This window comes from Paenibacillus puerhi, assembly GCF_009846885.1.
Taxonomy (GTDB): Bacteria; Bacillota; Bacilli; order Paenibacillales; family NBRC-103111; genus Paenibacillus_G; species Paenibacillus_G puerhi.
Window position 1 is genome coordinate 1 of record NZ_WUWM01000025.1, and the last position, 21,294, is coordinate 21,294.

Consider the following 21,294-nt stretch of genomic DNA (forward strand, 5'->3'; position numbering starts at 1 on the left):
CTCATGACGACCGCCAAACGCGCCAAGGGCTGTCCGCATATTGGCGGACAGCCCTTGATCTTCCTCGCTATTTACTTAGCATCGCTTACCCGTTTGTAAGCCTCTTTGTACGTATCGACCAGCTTTTGCACGCCCAGGTTGTTCATTTCCTGCACGTACTTATCCCAGTCGCTAAGCGGACGGGAGCCAGTGACGAATTTGGCGAAGCTCTCTTCGCGGAATTTCTTAACAGCCTGGCCCGTAACGGACAATACTTCCATTTCCTTCTCGGTGAAGGCAGGTCTTGGCTGCATCGCTACCGGGTCATACTTGCGCGCTTCGGTATAAGCCTTCTGCAGATCCGGCGTGAAGAGGGACAAGTGAGCATCGTAGTCGAACCAGGTGTACGTACCGCTGGTCGCCAGACCCGTCTTCTTCCGCATTTCGGTCAGATCCGTGAATTCCGGCTTGAACTTCTTCTTGTCGCCTTCCTTCGTGTACGTCTCGCCTTCCTTGCCCCAGCTTGCCAACGTACGGCCTTCCTCGCTATAGAAGAAGTCCATATAGCTCATAATGTCCTTCACATTTTTAGAAGTGGATGCTACCGTAAGTCCGCCTTCCAGGAAATGCATATAAGGATTCAGCTGCTTGCCGCCTGGAAGTCCCGCCGGAGGCGCCATAAACTGCATGTTGTATTCCGGCTGCTCCTTGCGCATCGCGTTGTTGAAGAAGTCAACACGGCTGATATAGTCGATCGTAACGAAGGATTTGCCCGTCGATATGGCATCCTGCCATTGCTTGGTCTGAACGGTCAGGAAGTCCGGCTGCATCAAGCCCTCCTTGACGAACTTGTTCATCATCGTGACCATCTGCTTGTAGTTGTCTTCCGTTGCGCCGTATCTCCATTCCTTCTTGTCAAAGTCATAGTAGACGTCTTCGCCGGTTTGGAAGTTTGTCGTCAGATGCGCCATCATCTCATCCGGTATTTGACCGAAGCGGAAAGCAAACGGATAGCTGTCCGGGTACTGCTCCTTCAGCTTTTTCAGCACCGTGTAGAGCTCGTCATAGGTTGTCGGCGCTGTAAGATTATGCTTTTTGAAAATATCTTCACGATGCAGCCAGATCATCCGGTTCGTTTCTCCGAAGCCTTGGTTCGGGAACATATACATCTTGCCATCCGATGCCGTAGCCGCTTTGGCTTCATCCGGGTATTTTTCGATCCATTTCTTCAGATTCGGCATATCCTTCACATGGTCGAGAATGTTGACCAAGGCGCCCTGCTGACCGTACTTGTTGGAATCGTTCTTCCGGTTGGCCATGTAGATCAGGTCCGGCATATTGCCGGAAGCTACGACCAGACTGAGCGTATCCGCCAGTTTGCCGGAAGGCAGCTGAACATTCAGCCGGACGCCTGTTTTCTCCTCGATCATATTCCATACCGGCCAGTCCTTGCTGTACGGGAACGTGGCGTTATTGTCCAGCAGCGCTGTGAACGTTTTCTTTTCTTTCGGCTGTTCCGCCTTCTGAGGAGCGTCCCCCCCTCCGGGTGCTGCCGGAGCCGGAGCAGGCTCCGGCGTGCTGCAGGCTGCGGCCATGCTGGCCAGTAACGTAACGGTGAGCAAAGTTGCCGTTTGTTTTTTCATATTCGTGCGTCTCCCCTTTGTCTTATCGTATCAAACATGTCGAGCGTGTGGCAAAGACCATCCATGAATTACGGGCTTACGCTTAACTCCTTACGCAGTTATCCTTTGACCGCGCCGATCATCACTCCCTTGACGAAGTACTTTTGAATGAACGGATAAATGACGAGTATCGGCAGCGTCGACACCATGATCGTCGCAAACTTCAGCGAATCCTCGACGATCAGATTGTCTCCGCCTATATTGGTAACCTCGCCGGAGCTTACCGTCCCGGCCAAGATGAGGTTGCGCAGGAGCACCTGCAGCGGGAACAGCTCCGGTTGACGCAGATACATCAACGGGAAGGTAAAGTTGTTCCACAGCGCCACAGCATAGAAAAGGCCGATCGTAGCGAATACCGCCATGGAGAGCGGCAGGACGATACGGGCGAAGATGCCGATATCGTTGAGGCCGTCCATCTTCCCCGATTCTTCAAGCTCCTTGGGGATGCCCAGGAAAAACGTCCGCATAATGATCAGATTCCATGTGCTGACGGCTCCCGGAAGTACCATGCTCCAGATCGTGTCCACCAGCCCGAGCGAACGAACGACGAGGAACGTCGGAATCATGCCTCCGCTGAAAAACATAGTGAAGACGATCATCATCATGAAGCCCTTTTGAAACTTCATATCCTTACGCGATAAGGCATAGGCGCCCATCGAGGTGACAATCAGCGCGATAGCGGTTCCGAGCGTCGTATACAGGATCGTGTTACGGTAAGCCTGCCAGATGCTCGGGTCCCCGAGCACCACCTTATACATTTCAAAATTCAAGCCCTTGGGCCAAAGAAACACTTCATTCTTGATCACATAAATATCCTTGCTTAAGGATACGGCCGCCATGTACAGAAACGGATACAGGGTGGTGACGCATACAAGCGACAGGATGATGACATTGACAACGGTAAACCAGCTGATTCGGCTTCGCTTTGTCACTAGACGTCCTCCTCTTACCATAAGCTGTTCTCGCTAACCTTGCGGCTGATCCAGTTGGCCGAAACGATGAAGATCAGGCTGATGATGCCCATGAACAGGTCGATCGCCGCCGCATAGCTGAAGTTCCCTTGTACCAGACCGACCCGGTATACATAAGTACCGATCACATCAGCCGTCTCATAGACAGCGGCATTGTACATCAGGAACACTTTCTCAAAGCCGATTTCGAGCACCTTGCCGACATTCAGAATAAATACGATGACGATCGCAGGCGCAATGCCCGGCAAAGTCACGCTCTTCATTTTCTGCCAGCGGTTCGCTCCGTCCATATCAGCCGCTTCGTAAAGCTGAGGATCGACAGCTGTCAGAGCTGCGAGGTAGATGATCGTCTCCCAGCCCAGATGCTGCCAAATTTCGGAAAGGACGTAGATGGGCCGGAATAAACCGGGATCCATCATGAAGTTGACCGGATTGAAGCCGAGCATCTTGATGATCTGATTGACCAGTCCGCTTGTCGGGGACAGAAACATAATGACCATACTGGCCACGATCACGTTCGAGATGAAATGCGGTAAATAACTGACCGTCTGTACGAATCGTTTGAAGACGGCGCTTTTCAATTCATTTAATAGCAGCGCCAGCAAAATCGGGGCCGGGAAGCCGAAGACCAGCTTGTAGATGCCCAGCAAGAACGTGTTGCGCATTAACAGGAAAAAATCGGGATTTTGCAGAAACATTGTATAATACTTGAACCCAACCCATTCACTCGCTATAATGCCCTTGAACAAATTATAGTTCTTGAAGGTGATGACCAGTCCGAACATTGGGGCGTACCTGAATATTAAAAAGTAAATCAGGCAAGGCAGGAACAGCAACCATAAATATTTGGTTTTATGCCATTCTCTGACGATATGCTGCCGCCTGCGCTGCCACCCGCTGACGACGGGGAGTTGTTCGCTGCTAGTGCTCGCCAGTTCCATATATGCTTCTCCTCCGGTGCTTAAAATTTCGCTTTCGCTTGCTTTGAGGCCTTGAGTGCCGTAACCTAACGATAACAAGCTCAGGGCCCTGCTGAAAATCTCCCAGATGTCCGGCGCCTCCTCTCTTTTTCAGGAATGTGAACGAATGCATACGAATGAGACAAAAGGAATATTGGGGCGTATTCGGAGAGCTTATATAATGAAAACAACCATAAAGCCGACAGACAAAGGGGGATGGCTTATGCGTTTCAGTTGGCCAGAGAAGTGGAAATTCCGTACCTTGTATGCCCGGCTGCTCGGCAGCTTCCTTGCGATTATCTTACTGCTGGCCTCGTTTAACTTCGGCTCCTTCCTGTATCTGAAGAGCAAGATTCACGACGAGATCGTCAAGTACAACGGGCTGAACATGAAGCATACGATGGAAAGCTACGAGAATCATTTCAAGCTCACCATCGATATGATGCTCAGTCTGAATCAGAATAGCGACTTGATCGCCAACCTCAACGTCCTGAGACAGCTGCCGGAGCAAGCCGGTTACGACAGGTCGGTCAAAGTGCATACCGAGATCAATACGCTGCTGGCTAACCCGCTGTTGCATTACGAAAATATTTTGTTTTATTTCAAAAACGGGGATTATGTGCTGGAGAAGGAAGGGACGAGCCGAGCTGCAGATACGTTCAGCAAGTTCTACGCTAGTCCCGATTACAGTCCGGATTATTGGCGGAAGCAGTTCGATGAAAGCTTTGTTTACCGCGTGTTTCCCGCTTCGCCATTTTCTCAAAGCTATATGAATTCGACCAAGCCGCTCGGGCGCCTGATCCCCGTAGCCGTGAAAAACAACCTGTACCGCGATCTGCAATTCATCGTTATGCTGGATAGCGACCGAATGGCCCGTACGCTGCACTATTCGCTTGAGAACCCGCTGCTGATCGTCGACAGCCAAGGCCAGCTTGTGTTCTCGTCGGATAGCCGTGCGGAGGCCAGCAAGCTGCCTTCGTTCACGGACGATACGCCCAGCCTCAAACAGAACGGATACTATTTCTTCCAGGAAAAGGGGAAATTCACCGGCTTTCGCTACATCACGATGGTGCCGATCCAGAGCATTTCTTCGGAGCTGCTGCGTCTAAACCTGATTCTGATCACGCTGCTGGCCGTCACGATCGCCATCAGTCTGATGACCTCGGTATGGTTCAGCTTAAAGCTGAACACGCCCGTCCAGCGCTTGATTCGCGCAGTCGGCCAATACCAGAGCACCGAAGCGTCGCCCGGCACGACCGGTATTCTTGAATTTCATCAGATCGGCGAACAAATCCGGCGTATGCATCAGGACTTGACGGACAAGAGCTCTCTGCTGCGTTCCTATGCCTTCACCGACAGGCTGAAGCAAATTCATACGAAGCATGACGAGCTGAAGGATATTGCATTTAAGCGTCCCTTTGTCTTGATTTTATTCAGACTCCAATTCTTGCCGAATTTTTTGGATACGACCAAGCTCAACAGCGAGAGGGTCACCTATTTCATCCGCGAATATATCCAATTTCATATGACTCAGATCCGCGAGGATACCTTAACGTTCCAGATCGATAAGGATCAGATTCTGAGCTTGATCTTCCACGATGAAGCGCCCGATGACTGGCTGCTCCCGCTCAAGGCAGTCTTCGACAATGACAAGGATTGGTGTTTGTTCACGATGGCAGTCAGCTCGCTGTACCACGAAGCTTCGGATTTCTCATTGGCCTATGAGGAGACGCTGAAGCTGGCTGAAGAGCGGATGCCCTATGAGGAGACGCAAATTATCCGGCGCTCGGCGAACCGCTCTCCCTACCGGTTATCATCGCTGCAGCAGGAAGAACTGCAAACCAAGGTCCGGGCCGGCAATGCCGACTCGCTTCGCGACTGGATCCGGGAACAATTGGAAGCGCTGCAAAGGAACGAGCAGACGACTGCCGAGCTTCAGCGCTTTGTCCGGCATGCCGCCGAACTGGCCTTGAAGGCCGCGGAAGCCTCCGGCGTGAAGTCGGATGAACTGCCGACAGTGGTCGAGCGCCAAAAAGAGATGGAGCAATGCCGGACCTACGAGCAGGCTCGTACCCTGCTGGAGGATGTCCTGCTTCAGGCCGCTCAAGCTATCGGCGATAAAAATGAGAACAAAGACCCCGTAATCGAATTCGTCAAGGATTACCTGGATCATCACTTGAGCGAAGACGTATCCCTCGATCTGATGGCGGATAAGCTGCATCTATCGCGGGGGTATCTCTCGACTTACTTCAAAGACAAGACCGGCATGAACTTCAGCGACTATCTGCACAGCGTGCGCATACGCAAGGCTCAGTCGCTGCTGCTCGACCTGGAGCTGAAGATTCACGAAATTGCGATGGAGCTCGGCTACCAGAATGTGAACTCGTTCATTCGCATGTTCAAACGCTATGCCGGCGTAACGCCGGGCGAGTATAGGAAGCAGCAGGCAGGCAACGGGTAGGCTCATCCGGTTATGGGAATTTGGTAAGACAGCGACCGTTTCGCGAAGGGTAAATAATCGTTCCGGGCTAAGCGTGAGTTATGCGTGAACAGGAAAAGGCCTGACGGACTAGATGCCGTCAGGCCTTTGGGAATGCAAGCACGAGGAGTAACAAGGGAATTAACGAAAGTCAGGCGGAATTCTTCTCGCAACTCCGGTCAGGATAGCCGCTTCGATAATGGCATGGCGTACCTTGGTCACTACCTTTTCATTGAAAATACTCGGAATGATGTACTGTTCGTTAAGCTCGCTTTCCGTTACGACCGATGCGATCGCCCGGGAAGCGGCCAGCTTCATAGGTTCGTTAATGCGCCGCGCGCGGCAATCCAGCGCCCCGCGGAAAATTCCGGGAAACACCAGGACATTATTGATCTGGTTAGGGTAATCGCTGCGCCCGGTAGCAAACACGCGTACATGAGGCAACGCCTCTTCCGGGGCAATCTCAGGCTCCGGGTTGGCCATCGCGAAGACGATGCCATCCGGCTTCATCTTCTTGACGTCATCGCCGTTCAACACGCCCCCACGCGATACGCCGATGAATACATCGGCCCCGACGATCGCTTCCTTCAGCGTGCCGGGTTCCGTTTGCACCTGGGGCTGCTCGGACAGCCATTGCCACATCGGGAACGGATAGCTGCCTCCCCGAACAATGACGCCTTCGCGGTCCACCGGCACCAGTTGGGTTACACCGGCAGCCAGCAGCATTTTGCAGATCGATACACCCGCCGCTCCAATGCCGTTTACCACGACGCGGACTTGCTCGATCTTCTTGCCTACAACCTTCAGCGCATTCAACAAGCCGGCGATCACGACAACCGCTGTTCCATGCTGGTCGTCATGAAAGACCGGAATATCCAGCTCCTCGGCAAGCCTCGTCTCGATCTCGAAGCAGCGCGGCGAGCTGATATCCTCCAAGTTGATCCCCCCGAAGATCGGGCTGATCGCTTTAATCGTGCGGATGATCTCCTCGGTATCCTTCGTATCCAGGCATACCGGAAACGCATCGACGCCCGCGAGCTGCTTGAACAGCATCGCCTTGCCTTCCATGACGGGAGCTGCGGCATGCGGACCGATATCGCCCAGACCGAGCACCGCCGTTCCGTCTGTCACGACGGCAACCGTGTTTCGTTTTATGGTCAGGGAGTAAGCTTTACGCGGATTTTCATGGATAGCCGTACATACGCGGGCTACGCCCGGCGTGTACACGCGAGAGAGGTCATCGCGGTTCTTGATCGGCAGATTGGGCTGCATGTTAATCTTCCCGCCCAGGTGAACCAGAAAGGTACGATCGGAAACGTTGATCAGCTTTATGCCCTCACGGGCCTTCAAAGCCTCTACAACCTGCGCTTCCCCTGATTCGGCCACATCCACCGTAATATCGCGGACCGATGATTCCTTACCCGGACGAATGACGTCGATGGAAGTGATATCCCCGCCCGCTTGGCTGATGGTTGCGGCTACGTCACCAAATGTCACAAGCTCATGATTAAGCTCAACACGCAATATAATACTGGTCTGCGCCACACTTATTCCCCTCTTTCGGCATAAAGTGATGTCACGTTAATCTGATTATGTCCTGTGATTAAAACCATGTTATCATGTATTTGTTTTTATTGGCAAATGGAATCCGCTTGCACCCTGATTAATAAATTTGTTCACTTTTTATTCCGAATGAGAGCAAGAGCGTCCTCCAGCATCTCGAGGTTCATCGGACCGGGGTGTTTTTTGCGTATAATTCCTTGCTCATCGATCACGAAGGTCGCTGGATAAGCCCGGACGCGATACAGCTTTCCTACATCGCCATTAAGGTCCAGCGGGATAGGAAAGGTAAGTCCCCATTTCTTCACCCACGCCTTCACTACCGGAACGCTTGCCTCGGTCTGAGTTTCATTCACAGCAAGCAGGACAACCCGTTCCTCTTCATTATTTGTATAAAACTGCTGCATATACGGCATTTCGACCTGACAAGGAGGACACCAAGTAGCCCAAAAGTTAACAAATACGACATTTCCCCTATAATCCGATAACTTTACCTCTTCACCACTGAGCAGGGTCAACGAAAAATCGGGAGCCTGCTGGCCGATCTTCAAGCCAACGATCCCCTCACCCTCGGTCCCTCCCGCCGTCCAATTCTTACCGGCCAGTTGATCGGATAGAGTGAAGATGAACGCACCGGCGATGCCGAATAGCAAGAGTCTCTGTACGGCCGCTTTTGCCGACACTTCTCTGCCTTTGGCAAGCCAGGTCACAAGAATAATGGCCCCCAGCAGGGCTGCGGATAGACGGGCAACCGATATTCCCCCTGCCAGGAAGCCTGTAAGCGCTAAGTAAACAATATACCCCCCGAAAAGTGAAAGCAATAACGAATCGATGTAGATGGGTCTGCCGACTTTACGTCTTTCCAGGGCGATCCCTACATAGAAAAACGCAGCGGCAGATGCCAGCCAGGCTGCGTACCTCCCGCCACTGAAGTAGAGCAGCGTCTGCGGATGGTTCCAAACTCCCGTCACATCCGTTAGTACCCAGCCCCACTTCCAGAGGAGCAGCCACAGTAAAGCGCCATTCAGCGCAACCGCCGTGATGGTGCGGCGCTCCGGATTACTCCTGAGTCTAAGATGCAGTACCCCGTAGCCAATCGCCGCAGCCGTCAGAAGAATCACCATGTGTTGTTGCAGGACAAGCGGTCCCCATGTCCAAGAATCCATGTCACGTCCGTCTCCCTTTGTATGTTTCCTTACCTACATTGTGAATTGTCGTACGCAACCTTGTCAAATCCTGGCCGGGCCATAGCGTTATCTGCTTCAAGCTTTATGCGCGGCCTCGTTCAGGAAGAGCTTGTCAACCAGAACAGCAGGAGGACTTACATCTATGAAAAAACAGCTCATGATTACTGTCGTTACCACCGCTATTGCCCTAGGTTCGCTTGGTTCCTTCGCCGGACAAGCCGATGCCGCAACCGGCACCATCGTAGGCAGCGTCAATTTCCGAAGCCAGCCGAGCACAGGCTCCTCCACGTATGGCTATCTTAAAAGCGGCGAACGTGTCGATATTATCTCCAAAGTCAACAATTGGTGGTACAAGGTCAAGGACGATCAAGGAAGAGTCGGATACGTCTCGACAAACAGCAAGTATATCAAGGTTAACGGATCAACCTCGGGATCGGGATCAAGCTCCTCCGGCTCTTCCGGCTCCTCGGCCAGCGATTCCAGCTCCGTACGCAACAAAGTAATAGCAGCCGGCAAAACTTACTTGGGCACGCCTTACGAGTATGCCTCTAACCGAAACAGCACTCGAACCTTCGATTGCTCCGCTTTTGTCAGACAGGCTTTTAAGGTCGGTGCAGGCATCACACTTCCCAGCGATTCGCGCAGTCAAGGCGATTATGTGAAAGCGATCGGCAAGACCAGCACCAATTGGAAAAACTTGAAGGCCGGCGACTTGATGTTCTTCATGGAGTATCGCGGAACTAAAGCTTCGGCTTATCCATCCAACAACTCCAATCAACGAATTACGCATGTCGGTATTTATCTGGGCGACGGCAAAATCCTTCATACATATTCTAAGGAGTCGGGCGGCGTTCGTATCGATACGATCAGCGGCAAGCATTGGGAACACCGCTTCATCTTTGGTGGAAGTGCCCTCAAATAAATATTTAGACAAGAAAAACCGTCATTGCTGACGGTTTTTTCTTTTTCTTATTTCTATTTGTCGGGCCTTGACCTTAACGCGGCGTCAACCTGTATGCTGAGGATAGAAATCCCAGAAGGAGATGTTCACATGCCCAACCATACTCATATTTATCAGCACCAAGCTTCGCTCTATGATCTTATGATATCCAAGCAGCCGGCTCTGTCCGATGCGATAACACGCATCGCTCCCTGCGCCGGTCGCCGCCTGCTTGACCTCGGGGCCGGTTCCGGCCGGCTGACCCTCGAGCTGGCCCAGGAAGCTGCTTCCATCACGGCTACGGATCTGTCGCCAGCCATGCTCGAAGTATTGAACGCAAGGCTTGCTTCGCTGCAGCCTGGGGCAAAGGTGCAAACCTTCGCCGCCGATCATCGTCAGCTGCCGCTCCCCGATCAGGTCTTCGATGTGGTCTTCTCCGGCTGGAGCCTTAGCTATATAACCAACGCGGATGTCCCCGAATGGCGCAGCAACCTGTCGGCGGTTATGAGTGAGATATACCGCGTACTCAAGCCTGGAGGGACGGTCATCCTGCTGGAAACGATGGGAACCGGGTATACGGAGCCCCATCCGCCCGAATTTCTGAAGCCATATTACCAAGCCCTGGAGGAAGAATACGGGTTCGAGCATGAATGGTTACGCGTTGACTATACGTTCGATAGCGTAGAGCAAGCCGCCGAGCTGACGCGCTTCTTCTTCGGAGAACAGCTTGCCGACACCGTGCAGAAAAACGATTGGAGCGTAGTGCCCGAATGCGCCGGGATATGGTGGAAAAGAAAATAGGACCCTCCCCTCGGGGAAGGCCCTACTCTGTTCCAACATTAGCTTACAGCCCAAAGATGGCGTCGATCATCGGTTTAGTTTCACCACCCGGGTACAGCACATACAGCAGAATGTAAACGGCAACGCCGGTCGGGGCCGTGAGCAACCACATGACTGCCGTTATTCGTCCGATCCGCTTATGCTTGAACCAGCTTTCCTTGAACGCATGCAGCAGAGTAACGATCCCGAACACGCCAGCTAATGTGGCCAATGTGATATGAAAGAACAAGAAGAGATGGTAAGCCAGCTTCAACTCCTCCGGGCCGCCGAAGCTGGTGTTACCAACGAAAATCGTACGGCTTGAATAAATGAGGAAGAACGCCAGTGCGAAGCCGGCTCCCCACAGCATCAGCTTCCGATGCGTCTGCCGATTTCCTTTCACAATATGGTACCAGCCGAATGCGACGAAAATCGCACTAATGACTATAAAGCTTGTGCTTATCGTAGGCAGTAAGACAGAAAGCTTCATCCTATTATCCCCCACTATCTGCTTCTATATCAGGCCGTTAGGCACCATTGGCATGTCCGTTGGTTTGAAGAAATCCCTCACTCCCCAGATCCTCTTCTTCATCCCGCTTGCGTTCTCGGCGATACCAGCGGAAGAATGTATAACCGAGGGCAAACCCGTATACGATCTCCTGCACAATCTTCATGATGACGCCCCCGAGCGATTGATCATCAAGCATCGGCAAGATCAGCATGCTTTCCGGAACGGCGGCATACATCGCATACATAGGCGCCTTGGCGAAAATAATGAGCGCGCAGGCCGGCGTCAGCAGGACACCGTTGAGAAAGATATAGGCCATACGCTTTAACTCGGACATCTGGCTATATTCCGGCAGCGGACAAAACACCGGAAACCAAAGCTGAAAGGCAGCGATCAGGAAAACGGCCCTATACGCTGCAAGTAAAACGGTATTGGCCATGAGCGTATCCATGATGAATGGAATGTGGTAGACCGAGAATATGAAGTTAAACATAAATAACGCCAGTATCGGGTTAGTCATAAAGCGCATGAAGCGCTTGGCCCATATCCCTTGCAACGCGGGACGAAGGAGCCACCCCGGTAAGCCGATCAGCAACAGCGGCGGCATAACTAAATACAAAATCGATTGCTGCAGCATATGGAGACTGAAGTAATAGTGATGCCCGTAGTAGGCTAGAGGGGAGCCTTCCGCAATATACCACGAAAGGATTCCTAACCAAAAGTAGAGCTGGTGCTTCGTTTCGACGGGCTCGCTATCCGCAAAGCGATGACGCCATCCATTGACGGCTAACGAATAAAGCGTGCCTGCAACAAGAAGCAAAACCAACAGCCCGGGGCTCCACATCTGAGCGAACGATCCTTCAGCGGCATGTCCTGCATGTGTGGCGACAGCACTTGTGTCCATATTGTTGAATCCTTCCTTCCCGTACACGCTTCGGGATTTATGACCTCAGCCATTCGGGATGCGGTTCATAAATGCGGGTACTGCTGAAATCCAAAAAAAGAGGGGCTGTTCAACAAGTGACAAGCCGCCTCTTTTCGTATAAGTTACCACCAAACCCAAAACACAGCGGCTGCAAGAGTCGCCAGCGCAATGATGAAACCAAAGCATAGTCCTACGATCGGGATCAGATGGCCGCGATCCTTCATATGCATCCAATAGCCCAACTGAAGCACGATCTGAACGAGTGCCAGACCAACCAGGAACCAGATGATAAACGTGCGGTCGAGTCCTCCGTACAAGACTACGGCGAACGATAGCATGGTCAACACGATCGAAACGATGTACGTAACGTAGTGATTACGCGGTCCTTCCAAACGGTGACGGTTATCGCCTGCGGACGAAGAAGAATGCTGGTTAGCCATCTTATGGACCCACCTTTCCGAGCAGGTACACTACCGTAAAGATAAATACCCATACGACGTCGATAAAGTGCCAGTATAAGCCGGCTACGTAATACTTCGGAGCCGTAACGGTCGTCAGGCCTTTCTTGAAGCCCGAGATGATCAGCAGTGAAATCCAGAGTATACCGAACGCCACGTGCGCACCATGGAAGCCTACCAACGTATAGAACGAGGTGGCGAAGGCGCTCTTGGAGAAGGAATGTCCTTCGTTCACATAATGAACGAACTCATAAATCTCCAACCCCAGGAAAGCAAGGCCGAGCAATACCGTAACGAACATCCAGCCCTGAAGCTTCTGGAACTGACCGCGATGCAAAGCCATGGTGGCGAAAACGCTCGTAAGCGAGCTCGTCAACAGGATGAAGGTGGAGATTGCGACCAGGTCCAGCTGGAACAGGTGCTCAGCCGTCGGTCCATCCGGTACTTGGTTACGCAGTGCGACAAAGGATGCAAAGAGCGTACCAAACAATACGCACTCCCCGCCCAGGAACAACCAGAAGCCCAGAACCTTATTTTTGCCCTCCAGGGTTGCTGTCTCGGCGTGAGGTGGCAGGGCACCGCCTACTTCGTGATGTGCTGCACTCATGCCTTTACCCCCTTATCGTTAAGCTCTTCGGGCTCGATATGGAACCCATGATCGTCGTATATAGAACGGAACATCATACATACAAAGGTGAATGCAATACCCAGGATACTTACCATATATACGTGGTACATAAATCCATAGCCTGCGACGAACAAGCCAAGAGACATCAGGAACGGAATGATGGAAGGAGACGGCATATGGATCGAGCCCAGCGGCTCGGCCGGCGTCATCTCTTTGTTGCCCGCCATCTTCTCTTTCCAGAACGCGTCGTAACCGCGTACGAGAGGCGTCTGCTTAAAGTTGTACTCTGGTGCCGGCGATGGAATCGTCCACTCCAGCGTACGTCCATCCCACGGGTCAGCCGGAGCTGTAGCCGGTTTGCGGCTAGCGGCGATGATGTTGATCAAGAACACGATGGTACCGATACCCATCAGGAACGCACCGATGGTACTGATAAAGTTACCTTGCTCAAGTCCGACCCCGGGCTGGAAGGTAAATACCCGACGCGGCATCCCCATCAGGCCGAGGAAATGCTGCGGGAAGAACGTCATGTGGAACCCGATAAAGAATGTCCAGAAATGAATTTTACCCAGGGTTTCGTTCAGTAGACGGCCAAACATCTTCGGCCACCAGTAGTAAGAAGCTGCGAACAGACCCAGTACCAAGCCGCCGACAATAACATAGTGGAAGTGAGCGACTACGAAATACGTATCGTGATATTGGAAGTCAGCTGGCGGCACGGCCAGCATGATGCCCGTAACTCCGCCCATCGTAAACGTCGGGATGAAGGAGGTTGCGAACATATTAGCTGTCGTAAACCGGATTTGACCGCCCCACAGCGTAAACAGCCAGTTAAAAATTTTAACGCCGGTCGGTACGGCAATCGCCATCGTCGCTACCCCGAATATCGCATCCCCTACAGGGCCGATACCCGTTGTAAACATGTGATGCGCCCATACCATGAAGCCCAAAAATCCGATCAGCGCTGTAGCAAATACCATCGAGCTGTAACCGAAAAGACGCTTGCGTGAGAAGGTCGCTACGATTTCAGAAATAATACCGAATGCAGGCAGGATCAGTATGTACACCTCAGGGTGACCGAAGATCCAGAAAATATGCTCCCAAAGCACCGGGTTACCGCCCTTCGATACATCGAAGAACGCTCCGCCGAAAATCCGGTCGAACATCAGCTCGACAAGACCTACGGTAATAGCTGGGAAAGCGAACAAAATCAGAAGCGATGTAATGAAGGATGCCCAGGTGAACATCGGCATTCTCATATACGTCATGCCCGGAGCGCGCATATTGATGATCGTAACGAGGAAGTTAATCCCCCCGATCAGCGTACCGAGACCGGCTATCTGAAGACCTAGCACATAGAAATCTACACCCTTAAAGGTACCGGTACTGTCTATTATGCCCGATAAAGGCGGATAAGCCGTCCATCCTGCGGCAGGAGCCCCGCCCAAGAACCAGGATGTGTTCAGCAGAACGCCCCCGAAGAAGAACAACCAGAAGCCGAGTGCGTTGACGAATGGAAAGGCAACGTCACGTGCGCCGATTTGAAGCGGCACGATGGCGTTCATGAAACAGAAGATAATCGGCATAGCCGCCAAGAAAATCATCGTTGTTCCATGCATAGTCGTCAATTGGTTAAAGGTGTCGCCGATGAAAATTTTCTGGTCCGGGTAAAGCAGCTGAATACGGATCAGAATCGCTTCAATGCCGCCCACAAGGAAGAAGATTCCGCCTGCGAGCAAATACAAAATACCGATTTTTTTATGGTCAACCGTTGTCAGCCAGTCCATCAGACCGGTGTGACGTTTTACCGTATGCGCATGTGCCACGTATTTAACCTCCTTTTCCTTGATGCTCGTTACTGAGGAAGCTTCAACGAGTTCAAATATTTAACAAGATCATTAAGCTCCTGATCCTTCAGTGCAAATGCCGGCATTTTGGCGCCAGGCTTGATCGACTGCGGATCTTTGATCCATTCCTTCAGCAGCTCGTCATCGTGAGGCAGAATACCTGCTACTTTTTCACGGGAAGCGAAGCCGTTCAGGTTCGGCCCTGCCCCGAGTCCCTGCGCATTAACAGCGTGACAGGAAAGGCAATTGTCTTTAAACAGCTGTTCGCCGGCTTTAGCCTCCGCCGGAATCGCAGCCGGTGTTTTCATCTTGGAGACCCATTGGTCGAAATCGGCCGGCTCCATCGACTTCACTTTAAAATCCATCAAGGAGTGAGACGCTCCACAGAGCTCCGCGCACTTGCCGAGGAACGTATCCGCGTCATCCGCTTCCAAATAATAAACGTTGGTCTGCCCTACGTTCGTATCCATCTTGCCGCCGAGCGAAGGTACCCAGAAGGAGTGCTTCACATCAGATGCGGTAAGCTCGAATGCAATTTTTTTGCCAGTTGGAATAACCAGATCCTGCGCCGTCGCGATTCCAAGCGAAGGATAGTCAAACTGCCACCAGAAGGCATGCGCCGTGACTTTGACATGAAGGGCATCCTTATTGTCCCTATGATCTTCCAACAGCTTGAACGTGTATTGTACGGTCGGTACAGCCAATATCAGCAGCAGAATAATCGGGATCGTTGTCCAGATAATCTCCAGCGTGTGACTGCCTTCAACTTGTTTCGGAATAATGTCTTTCTCGCCTTTTTTCTTTCTAAAGCGCAGCAAGACATAAATATAAAGTACGAATACAACTACGACGACCAAGAGCATGATGAAGAAGCTTAGTTTCATCAAGAACATCTGATCTCTGGCTACCGGCCCCCTTGGCTTCAAGGCGGAAATCGTATCGTCTCCACACCCCGTTAACAGCAGCATCATCAACCCAAAAAGAGGGATAGATCGCCACAGATTTTGCCATCGAATCATCTTCTCAATCCCACCTTATAAAGCAAGTATTTTTCGTACAAAAACAGGCCATTATTTTGTCAATGAACCTAATCACCATATTAACTATAAATTCGTCCCTGTTTTTTGTCAATGAATCTAGAGAAGTTCACAAAACGGTCATAACTCCTCATTTTTTCTTGATTTATGCGGGTTTTTCAGGTTCTGTCTCACCCTTCTCCCCCCCTTGAAAGCGTTGCTAACGGAATTGTATATCCCCACTTATAGACTCTATTTGGTTATTTCCATAAAGCGGTTTTTTTATGCATGTTTTTGGCTAACCGTCATTCGAATCAAATTGAAGCCGCAAGTTCATCCTAAGCTCATGGCTCTTATCGTCTGCATACCGCCGAATCCTATTCAATCCTAAAGGGAGGTCACGGGTCACGATGCCTACCATACGCTCGTTATCGGCCGCTTCAGCCATTATAGCTTGTACGCTGCTGACCGGATGCTTCAGTTGGTATGATTACAACAGCGCCAGCAATTACGGCAGTAAACGGGATTTGCCCAGGCAGGATACTGCCCGCGCATACCAGACCGCTCAACAATACGCCCCCGTCAATCATCAAATTACCAAGCTTGAAATGAATCAATTTCTATCCGATCAGGTGGCCGCGATGAACGGTGTCAGCAGCGCGATCGTCATGATGGGAGACAATATCGCTTATACGGCCATCACGATCGATAGTACGGCTACTGGTACCCGCGGCGGCGAGCTTCGAGGTACGGAGACGAATAACTATGGACTGGTTAAAGGCTTGTACAGTCCTTACTCCCCACAGAGCGACTACGCGGACCCCGATAAGCTGATTACGAGCAACGGCGCCGAAACGGAAATGCATCATGAGCACTTGTCCCATCTGTTCAAGCAGAAGATCGCCGAGAAGATTCGCTCCCTGCAGCCAACCGTAGCGGATGTTTACATCTCCGCTAATCGCACGGTCGTCAACGAGTTTAACCGCATAGCTCAGGAAAGCTGGCACGGCCGCTCGCTCGAGCCGTACAGACCGCAATTCATCGATATGATGGAGCGTACGTTCGGTACAGCACCGACTGTTCCTAACCAAGCCGAAGCGAACGGGCGGGAGCAATAAAGAAAGCAGGAGCTGCACTTGGCCCTTGGGCTATATGTGCAGTTTCTTTTTATGCTTTATTCCTGTAGAATGCATTATTATTAAGAAAGAACTTCCATTGATGTACATCGCCAGAGCATTCCCCTACAAGCCACGAAAGCAGGTCCATTCCTTTGCCAAACTGAATTTTTTCGGCTCGCTAAGGGCATCCCTGCCTAACTACGGCTTCGATAGGGTAATGTATGAAAAACGAGTGCAAACCAAATCTGCGATTTTAGGAGATATTATAATGAAGAAAAACGAATTTTCCGCGCTTGGCATTCAGGAGCAAACGGCAGAAGCTCTGCTGAAATTCGGCTATAATGAGCCGACTCCGATTCAGAAGGAAGCGATTCCCGCCATCCTTTCCGGCGCCGACCTTATAGGTCAGGCCCAAACCGGTACCGGCAAGACGCTTGCCTTCGTACTCCCCATTCTGGAGACGGCTGACGCCTCCAAATCCCATGTCCAGGCCCTGATCGTGACTCCGACCCGCGAGCTGGCTATCCAAATTACCGAGGAAGTACAGCGCTGGGCTCCGCTGCGCGGCCTGAATGTGCTGTCGGCTTACGGAGGACAAGATGTAGAGAGGCAGATCCGCAAGCTGGAAGGCAGCATACATATAATTGTGGCTACTCCCGGCCGACTGCTCGATCATATCCGCCGCGAGACTGTCGCCCTGCACAAGCTTTCGATTCTCGTGCTCGATGAAGCCGACCAGATGCTTCACATGGGCTTCCTGCCCGAGGTAGAGGAGATCATCTCCGTCACGCCTTCAAGAAGGCAAACGCTGCTGTTCTCGGCCACTATGCCGCAGCGTATTCGCGAGCTCGCCAAAGCTTATATGCGCAATCCGCAGGAGATTGAAGTCAAGGCCAAGCGTGTAACGCTCGAAGGCATCGAGCAGCTGCTGATCCAGACTACCGACCGCGGTAAGCTGGACACGCTTTGTAAACTAATCGATGAGGAAAACCCCTACCTGGCGATGATCTTCTGCCGAACGAAACTGAGAGCGGGCAAGCTGAGAGCGGAGCTGGCGGAACGCGGCTACTCCTGTGACGAGTTGCATGGCGATCTTACGCAGGCCAAACGTGAGCAGGTTATGAAACGGTTCCGCGAGGCCAAGATCCAGCTGCTGATCGCAACGGACCTTGCGGCTCGCGGACTCGATGTCGAAGGGATCACCCATGTCGTTAACTATGATATTCCGCATGACGCGGAAAACTATATTCATCGGATCGGCCGCACCGGCCGCGCCGGTCAAGCAGGCAAAGCGATCACCCTGGCTGCCCCGCGCGATGCCGAGTATGTCGAGCTGATCGAGCGTGGGATCAAGGCGACGCTGCCGAAGCAGCGAGCCGGCCGTTCCGCGCAGCAGGCTGAAGTCGCGGAGCGATCGTCCGGCCGGGGCGATGATAACGCGCGCGGCGCAAGAACGGCGGCCCGCGGCGCCCCCTCTGCGAGGGGCGGTAAGCCGGCTGCCGGTCGTGGCGCAGCGGCAGGCCGACGCGGCGCTGGCGAAGCGGTCTCTCGTTTCGGCGCAGAGCGCGAAACGATCAGCTTCACCCAGCTGCGCGCACGCGGCAGCGCAGGCCCCGGCCGCGCAATCGCGCCTGACGCGCAGGGCGCCAGCGGCGCGCAAGGCGGCCCGCGCAATCGCAGTGAGCGCGGCGAGGCCGGCTTCGCCCGGCAAGGCGGCCGCGATGCCTCCGGCGCGACGCGCGGGGCGGGCGGCGGTGGCGCGGCCCGCGGACGCGGCGCGCAAGGCGGCAGCCCGCGCGATCGCAGCGAGCGCGGCGAGGCTGGCTTCGCCCGGCGGGGCGGGCGCGCTGCCTCCGGCGCGACGCGCGGCGGCAGCGGCGGCGCTCGCGGGCGCGGCGCACAGGGCGGCCCGAGCGGCCGGCAGCAGCCAGGCTCGCAGCGCAGCGCGGGCAGCAAGCCGCAGCAGGGCCGGACGCCTAAGGGGCGCCGAGGCCGTTAAGATTTACCACGAGCAGGCATAGACTCCCGGCCAAGTGAGAGAGGGGCCTTGCCCCTCTTTTTTCCTTAAATGCGGCTTGGTTTTTAGGTAAGCCAGGATGAAATTCCGTGTCGGCATGGTCTCGAAACCTAGCTGCGGCCATTCCGTTCTTTACCGGAATTGAGAAGTCATGTAATATAAATGTTGAAGCAATCGGATAAAACCAAATGGATCGAAGGAGGGTTTCTATGCATGAACTGAAAGACAAAGAACTCATATTTGTTTTCACAGGCCCCAATGGCGCCGGACGCAGAACCGTAGCTCAAATGTCAGGCACTACCCTAGGGATCAGGCAGGTTATCTCCTATACGACCCGTCCTCCACGCTCATCCGAGGTCGATGGGCAGGACTATCACTTTGTGTCGGCAGAACGATTCGCCGAAGCTGAAGCGAAGAACGAATTTATCGAGGTTATCGAAATTGACGGCAACCGCTACGGGATCAAAGATGCGGACGTAACCGATCAATTGCAAAAACACGGTGCCGTTTACCTGGTACTCAACCGGTATGGCGCTGACATGCTTAAAAAAGTGTATGGCGATCGTGCCGTACGGATTTTCATCTACGCGGACCGCGAAACGGTGCAGCGCCGGGAGGAAGAACGCGGCGATTCGCCCGAGATGATCCAGCGCTATATGTCCCACTACGAAGAAGAAATGGCTTACAAGGATGCCTGTGAGCACGCCTTCGAAAACCTGGACCTGGCTCATACGGTGTTCGACTTGACGAAGGCGCTCGACGATCATTACTTGAACCGCAATTTGCTCGACCTGGACTAAGACTATTAAGCGCCCAGCGCTCGCAAGCAAGACCGTCAGCCCGTTTATCCCGGCGCAGACGGTTTTTTTACACTGTCGACCGTTCCAGGTATTTCTTCCTGAAAAACGTGAACGCTATACGAATAGGAAAGGAGGCGCATCGCCGCTATGGCTATCCGATTTATAGAACCAACCCCAAGCCCTAATACGATGAAGATCACCCTTGACGCGAAGCTCTCCGACTCCGTCCGGCTGACCTATACCAAGGAGCAGGCGGACGGACTGCCTGAGCCCTATAACCGTTTGCTCGCCATTGACGGAGTCAAGGGTTTGTATCATGCCAGCGATTTTATCGCGCTGGACCGCACACCCAAGGGAGACTGGCAGCATATTCTGGCCAGTGCCAGACGAGTTCTAGGGGAGGCCGCCCCCTCCTCGGGCAAGTCCGAAAACCCCGATGCCGCAAGCTCCGACTTGCCCGGGGACAGCAGTCAGGGGTCTGAGCCGCCGCCGGCCGCATTCGGGGAGGTGCTCGTCAAGCTCCAGCATTTCCGCGGCATTCCGCTTCAGGTCCGGGTATCCGCCGGCGACGAGGAGCAGCGAGCCGCATTGCCCGAACGTTTCTCGCAAGCGGCGATCCGAGCCGCCTCGGCTTCGCCGAACCTGATCAAAGAACGTTCCTTGGAAGAATGGGATACGCGTTATGGCGAGCTTCAGGATGTACTGGATACCGTCGTGCAGGAGCTCGATGCTTCTTATGATGATGACCGCTTGGAGCAGTTGGTGATCCAAGCCTCCTCCGGACGCCTCGCCGCTGGCGCTGAGGAAGTCGCCGCCGCGGCGCGGCGCTCGCTTTCCTACGAGGAAACCGCGCAGCAGCTCCGATCCGAAGACTGGAAACAGCGATACGCCGCGCTTGAGCAGATTAAGCCCTCGGCAGAGACGCTGCCCCTGCTGACGGAGGCGCTCGGCGATCCGCAGACTGCGATCCGGCGGCTCGCTACGGTTTATCTGGGTGATCTGAAGGATCCCGTCGTTCTCCCCTTCCTGTATCGGGCTCTGCAGGACAGCTCAGCTTCCGTCCGGCGCACTGCAGGCGATACATTGTCCGATATCGGCGACCCCGCTGCACAAGACGCCATGATCGGAGCGCTCGATGATCCCAACAAGCTGGTACGCTGGAGGGCGGCACGGTTTCTGTACGAAGCCGGCGACGAGCGGGCAATTCCGGCCTTGGAGCAAGCGGCCGAGGATTCCGAGTTCGAGGTCCGAATGCAGGCCCGCATCGCCCGGGAAAGAATCGAAGGCGGGCATGCCGCAGAAGGCTCCGTCTGGCAGCAAATGACACGCCGTAACGAGACGTAATGTAGTCCATCCCGCTATGTCCTCACCGGATTTAGCGGGATTTTTGTCTGCCTTGGA

18 protein-coding genes are annotated in these 21,294 nt (G+C 53.3%); 7 read left to right on the plus strand and 11 right to left on the minus strand.

The genetic code is table 11. The annotated features are described in order from the left end of the window. Positions 1-71: 71 nt before the first annotated feature. From GSF01_RS20700 to GSF01_RS20710, 3 genes are all read right to left on the minus strand, one after another. Positions 72-1,622, minus strand: a complete 1,551-nt coding sequence (locus GSF01_RS20700) for an extracellular solute-binding protein (protein WP_159887209.1) — start codon at positions 1,620-1,622, stop codon at positions 72-74. 98 nt (positions 1,623-1,720) lie between these two features. Then, a complete protein-coding gene (locus tag GSF01_RS20705; protein ID WP_235941644.1) occupies positions 1,721-2,593 on the minus strand; it encodes a carbohydrate ABC transporter permease in 873 nt (290 codons plus the stop codon). A gap of 14 nt (positions 2,594-2,607) precedes the next feature. Further along, positions 2,608-3,573 (minus strand): ABC transporter permease, encoded by a 966-nt coding sequence (locus tag GSF01_RS20710; protein WP_159887211.1) that lies wholly within the window; start codon positions 3,571-3,573, stop codon positions 2,608-2,610. Between the two features lie 241 nt (positions 3,574-3,814). Here GSF01_RS20710 and GSF01_RS20715 point away from each other — a divergent pair, with 241 nt between their 5' ends. Next, positions 3,815-6,052 (plus strand): helix-turn-helix domain-containing protein, encoded by a 2,238-nt coding sequence (locus GSF01_RS20715; protein WP_159887212.1) that lies wholly within the window; start codon positions 3,815-3,817, stop codon positions 6,050-6,052. A 159-nt stretch (positions 6,053-6,211) separates the two neighbouring features. Here the strand turns inward: GSF01_RS20715 and GSF01_RS20720 are convergent, their stop codons facing one another. Together GSF01_RS20720 and GSF01_RS20725 are read right to left on the minus strand one after the other, a co-directional pair. Further along, positions 6,212-7,615, minus strand: a complete 1,404-nt coding sequence (locus GSF01_RS20720) for an NAD-dependent malic enzyme (protein ID WP_159887213.1) — start codon at positions 7,613-7,615, stop codon at positions 6,212-6,214. A gap of 131 nt (positions 7,616-7,746) precedes the next feature. Beyond that, entirely contained in the window at positions 7,747-8,796 is a 1,050-nt protein-coding gene (locus GSF01_RS20725; protein WP_159887214.1) for a redoxin domain-containing protein, read from the minus strand. A 163-nt stretch (positions 8,797-8,959) separates the two neighbouring features. Between GSF01_RS20725 and GSF01_RS20730 the strand changes: the two genes are divergently transcribed. Then, a complete protein-coding gene (locus tag GSF01_RS20730) occupies positions 8,960-9,739 on the plus strand; it encodes a C40 family peptidase (protein ID WP_159887215.1) in 780 nt (259 codons plus the stop codon). 129 nt (positions 9,740-9,868) lie between these two features. After that, the gene (locus GSF01_RS20735; RefSeq protein WP_159887216.1) at positions 9,869-10,558 is read left to right on the plus strand and encodes a class I SAM-dependent methyltransferase; all 690 of its coding nucleotides are present in this window, start codon (positions 9,869-9,871) and stop codon (positions 10,556-10,558) included. Positions 10,559-10,601: 43 nt separating this feature from the next. On the opposite strand, the gene GSF01_RS20740 is transcribed toward GSF01_RS20735, so the two are convergent. The 6 genes from GSF01_RS20740 to coxB form a co-directional block, all read right to left on the minus strand. After that, positions 10,602-11,066, minus strand: a complete 465-nt coding sequence (locus tag GSF01_RS20740) for a DUF420 domain-containing protein (protein ID WP_159887217.1) — start codon at positions 11,064-11,066, stop codon at positions 10,602-10,604. A 37-nt stretch (positions 11,067-11,103) separates the two neighbouring features. Continuing rightward, positions 11,104-11,988, minus strand: a complete 885-nt coding sequence (locus tag GSF01_RS20745) for a cytochrome c oxidase assembly protein (RefSeq protein WP_159887218.1) — start codon at positions 11,986-11,988, stop codon at positions 11,104-11,106. A gap of 143 nt (positions 11,989-12,131) precedes the next feature. Further along, positions 12,132-12,449, minus strand: a complete 318-nt coding sequence (locus GSF01_RS20750; RefSeq protein WP_159887219.1) for a cytochrome C oxidase subunit IV family protein — start codon at positions 12,447-12,449, stop codon at positions 12,132-12,134. A gap of 1 nt (position 12,450) precedes the next feature. Further along, positions 12,451-13,074, minus strand: coding sequence for a cytochrome (ubi)quinol oxidase subunit III (locus tag GSF01_RS20755; protein WP_159887220.1), 624 nt, complete (start codon positions 13,072-13,074; stop codon positions 12,451-12,453). After that, positions 13,071-14,882 (minus strand): cytochrome c oxidase subunit I, encoded by a 1,812-nt coding sequence (ctaD, locus tag GSF01_RS20760; RefSeq protein ID WP_201305453.1) that lies wholly within the window; start codon positions 14,880-14,882, stop codon positions 13,071-13,073. Before ctaD ends, GSF01_RS20755 begins: the two co-directional genes overlap by 4 nt. A 68-nt stretch (positions 14,883-14,950) precedes the next feature. Next, entirely contained in the window at positions 14,951-15,961 is a 1,011-nt protein-coding gene (gene coxB / locus GSF01_RS20765) for a cytochrome c oxidase subunit II (RefSeq protein WP_159887222.1), read from the minus strand. A 407-nt stretch (positions 15,962-16,368) separates the two neighbouring features. Here coxB and GSF01_RS20770 point away from each other — a divergent pair, with 407 nt between their 5' ends. The 4 genes from GSF01_RS20770 (at position 16,369) to GSF01_RS20785 (ending at position 21,237) form a co-directional block, all read left to right on the plus strand. Further along, positions 16,369-17,076, plus strand: a complete 708-nt coding sequence (locus tag GSF01_RS20770; RefSeq protein WP_159887223.1) for a hypothetical protein — start codon at positions 16,369-16,371, stop codon at positions 17,074-17,076. Positions 17,077-17,344: 268 nt separating this feature from the next. Then, a complete protein-coding gene (locus GSF01_RS20775; RefSeq protein WP_159887224.1) occupies positions 17,345-19,075 on the plus strand; it encodes a DEAD/DEAH box helicase in 1,731 nt (576 codons plus the stop codon). 227 nt (positions 19,076-19,302) lie between these two features. Continuing rightward, positions 19,303-19,893, plus strand: a complete 591-nt coding sequence (locus GSF01_RS20780; protein WP_159887225.1) for a guanylate kinase — start codon at positions 19,303-19,305, stop codon at positions 19,891-19,893. A gap of 147 nt (positions 19,894-20,040) precedes the next feature. Then, entirely contained in the window at positions 20,041-21,237 is a 1,197-nt protein-coding gene (locus GSF01_RS20785; protein ID WP_159887226.1) for a conserved virulence factor C family protein, read from the plus strand. Positions 21,238-21,294: the final 57 nt, after the last annotated feature.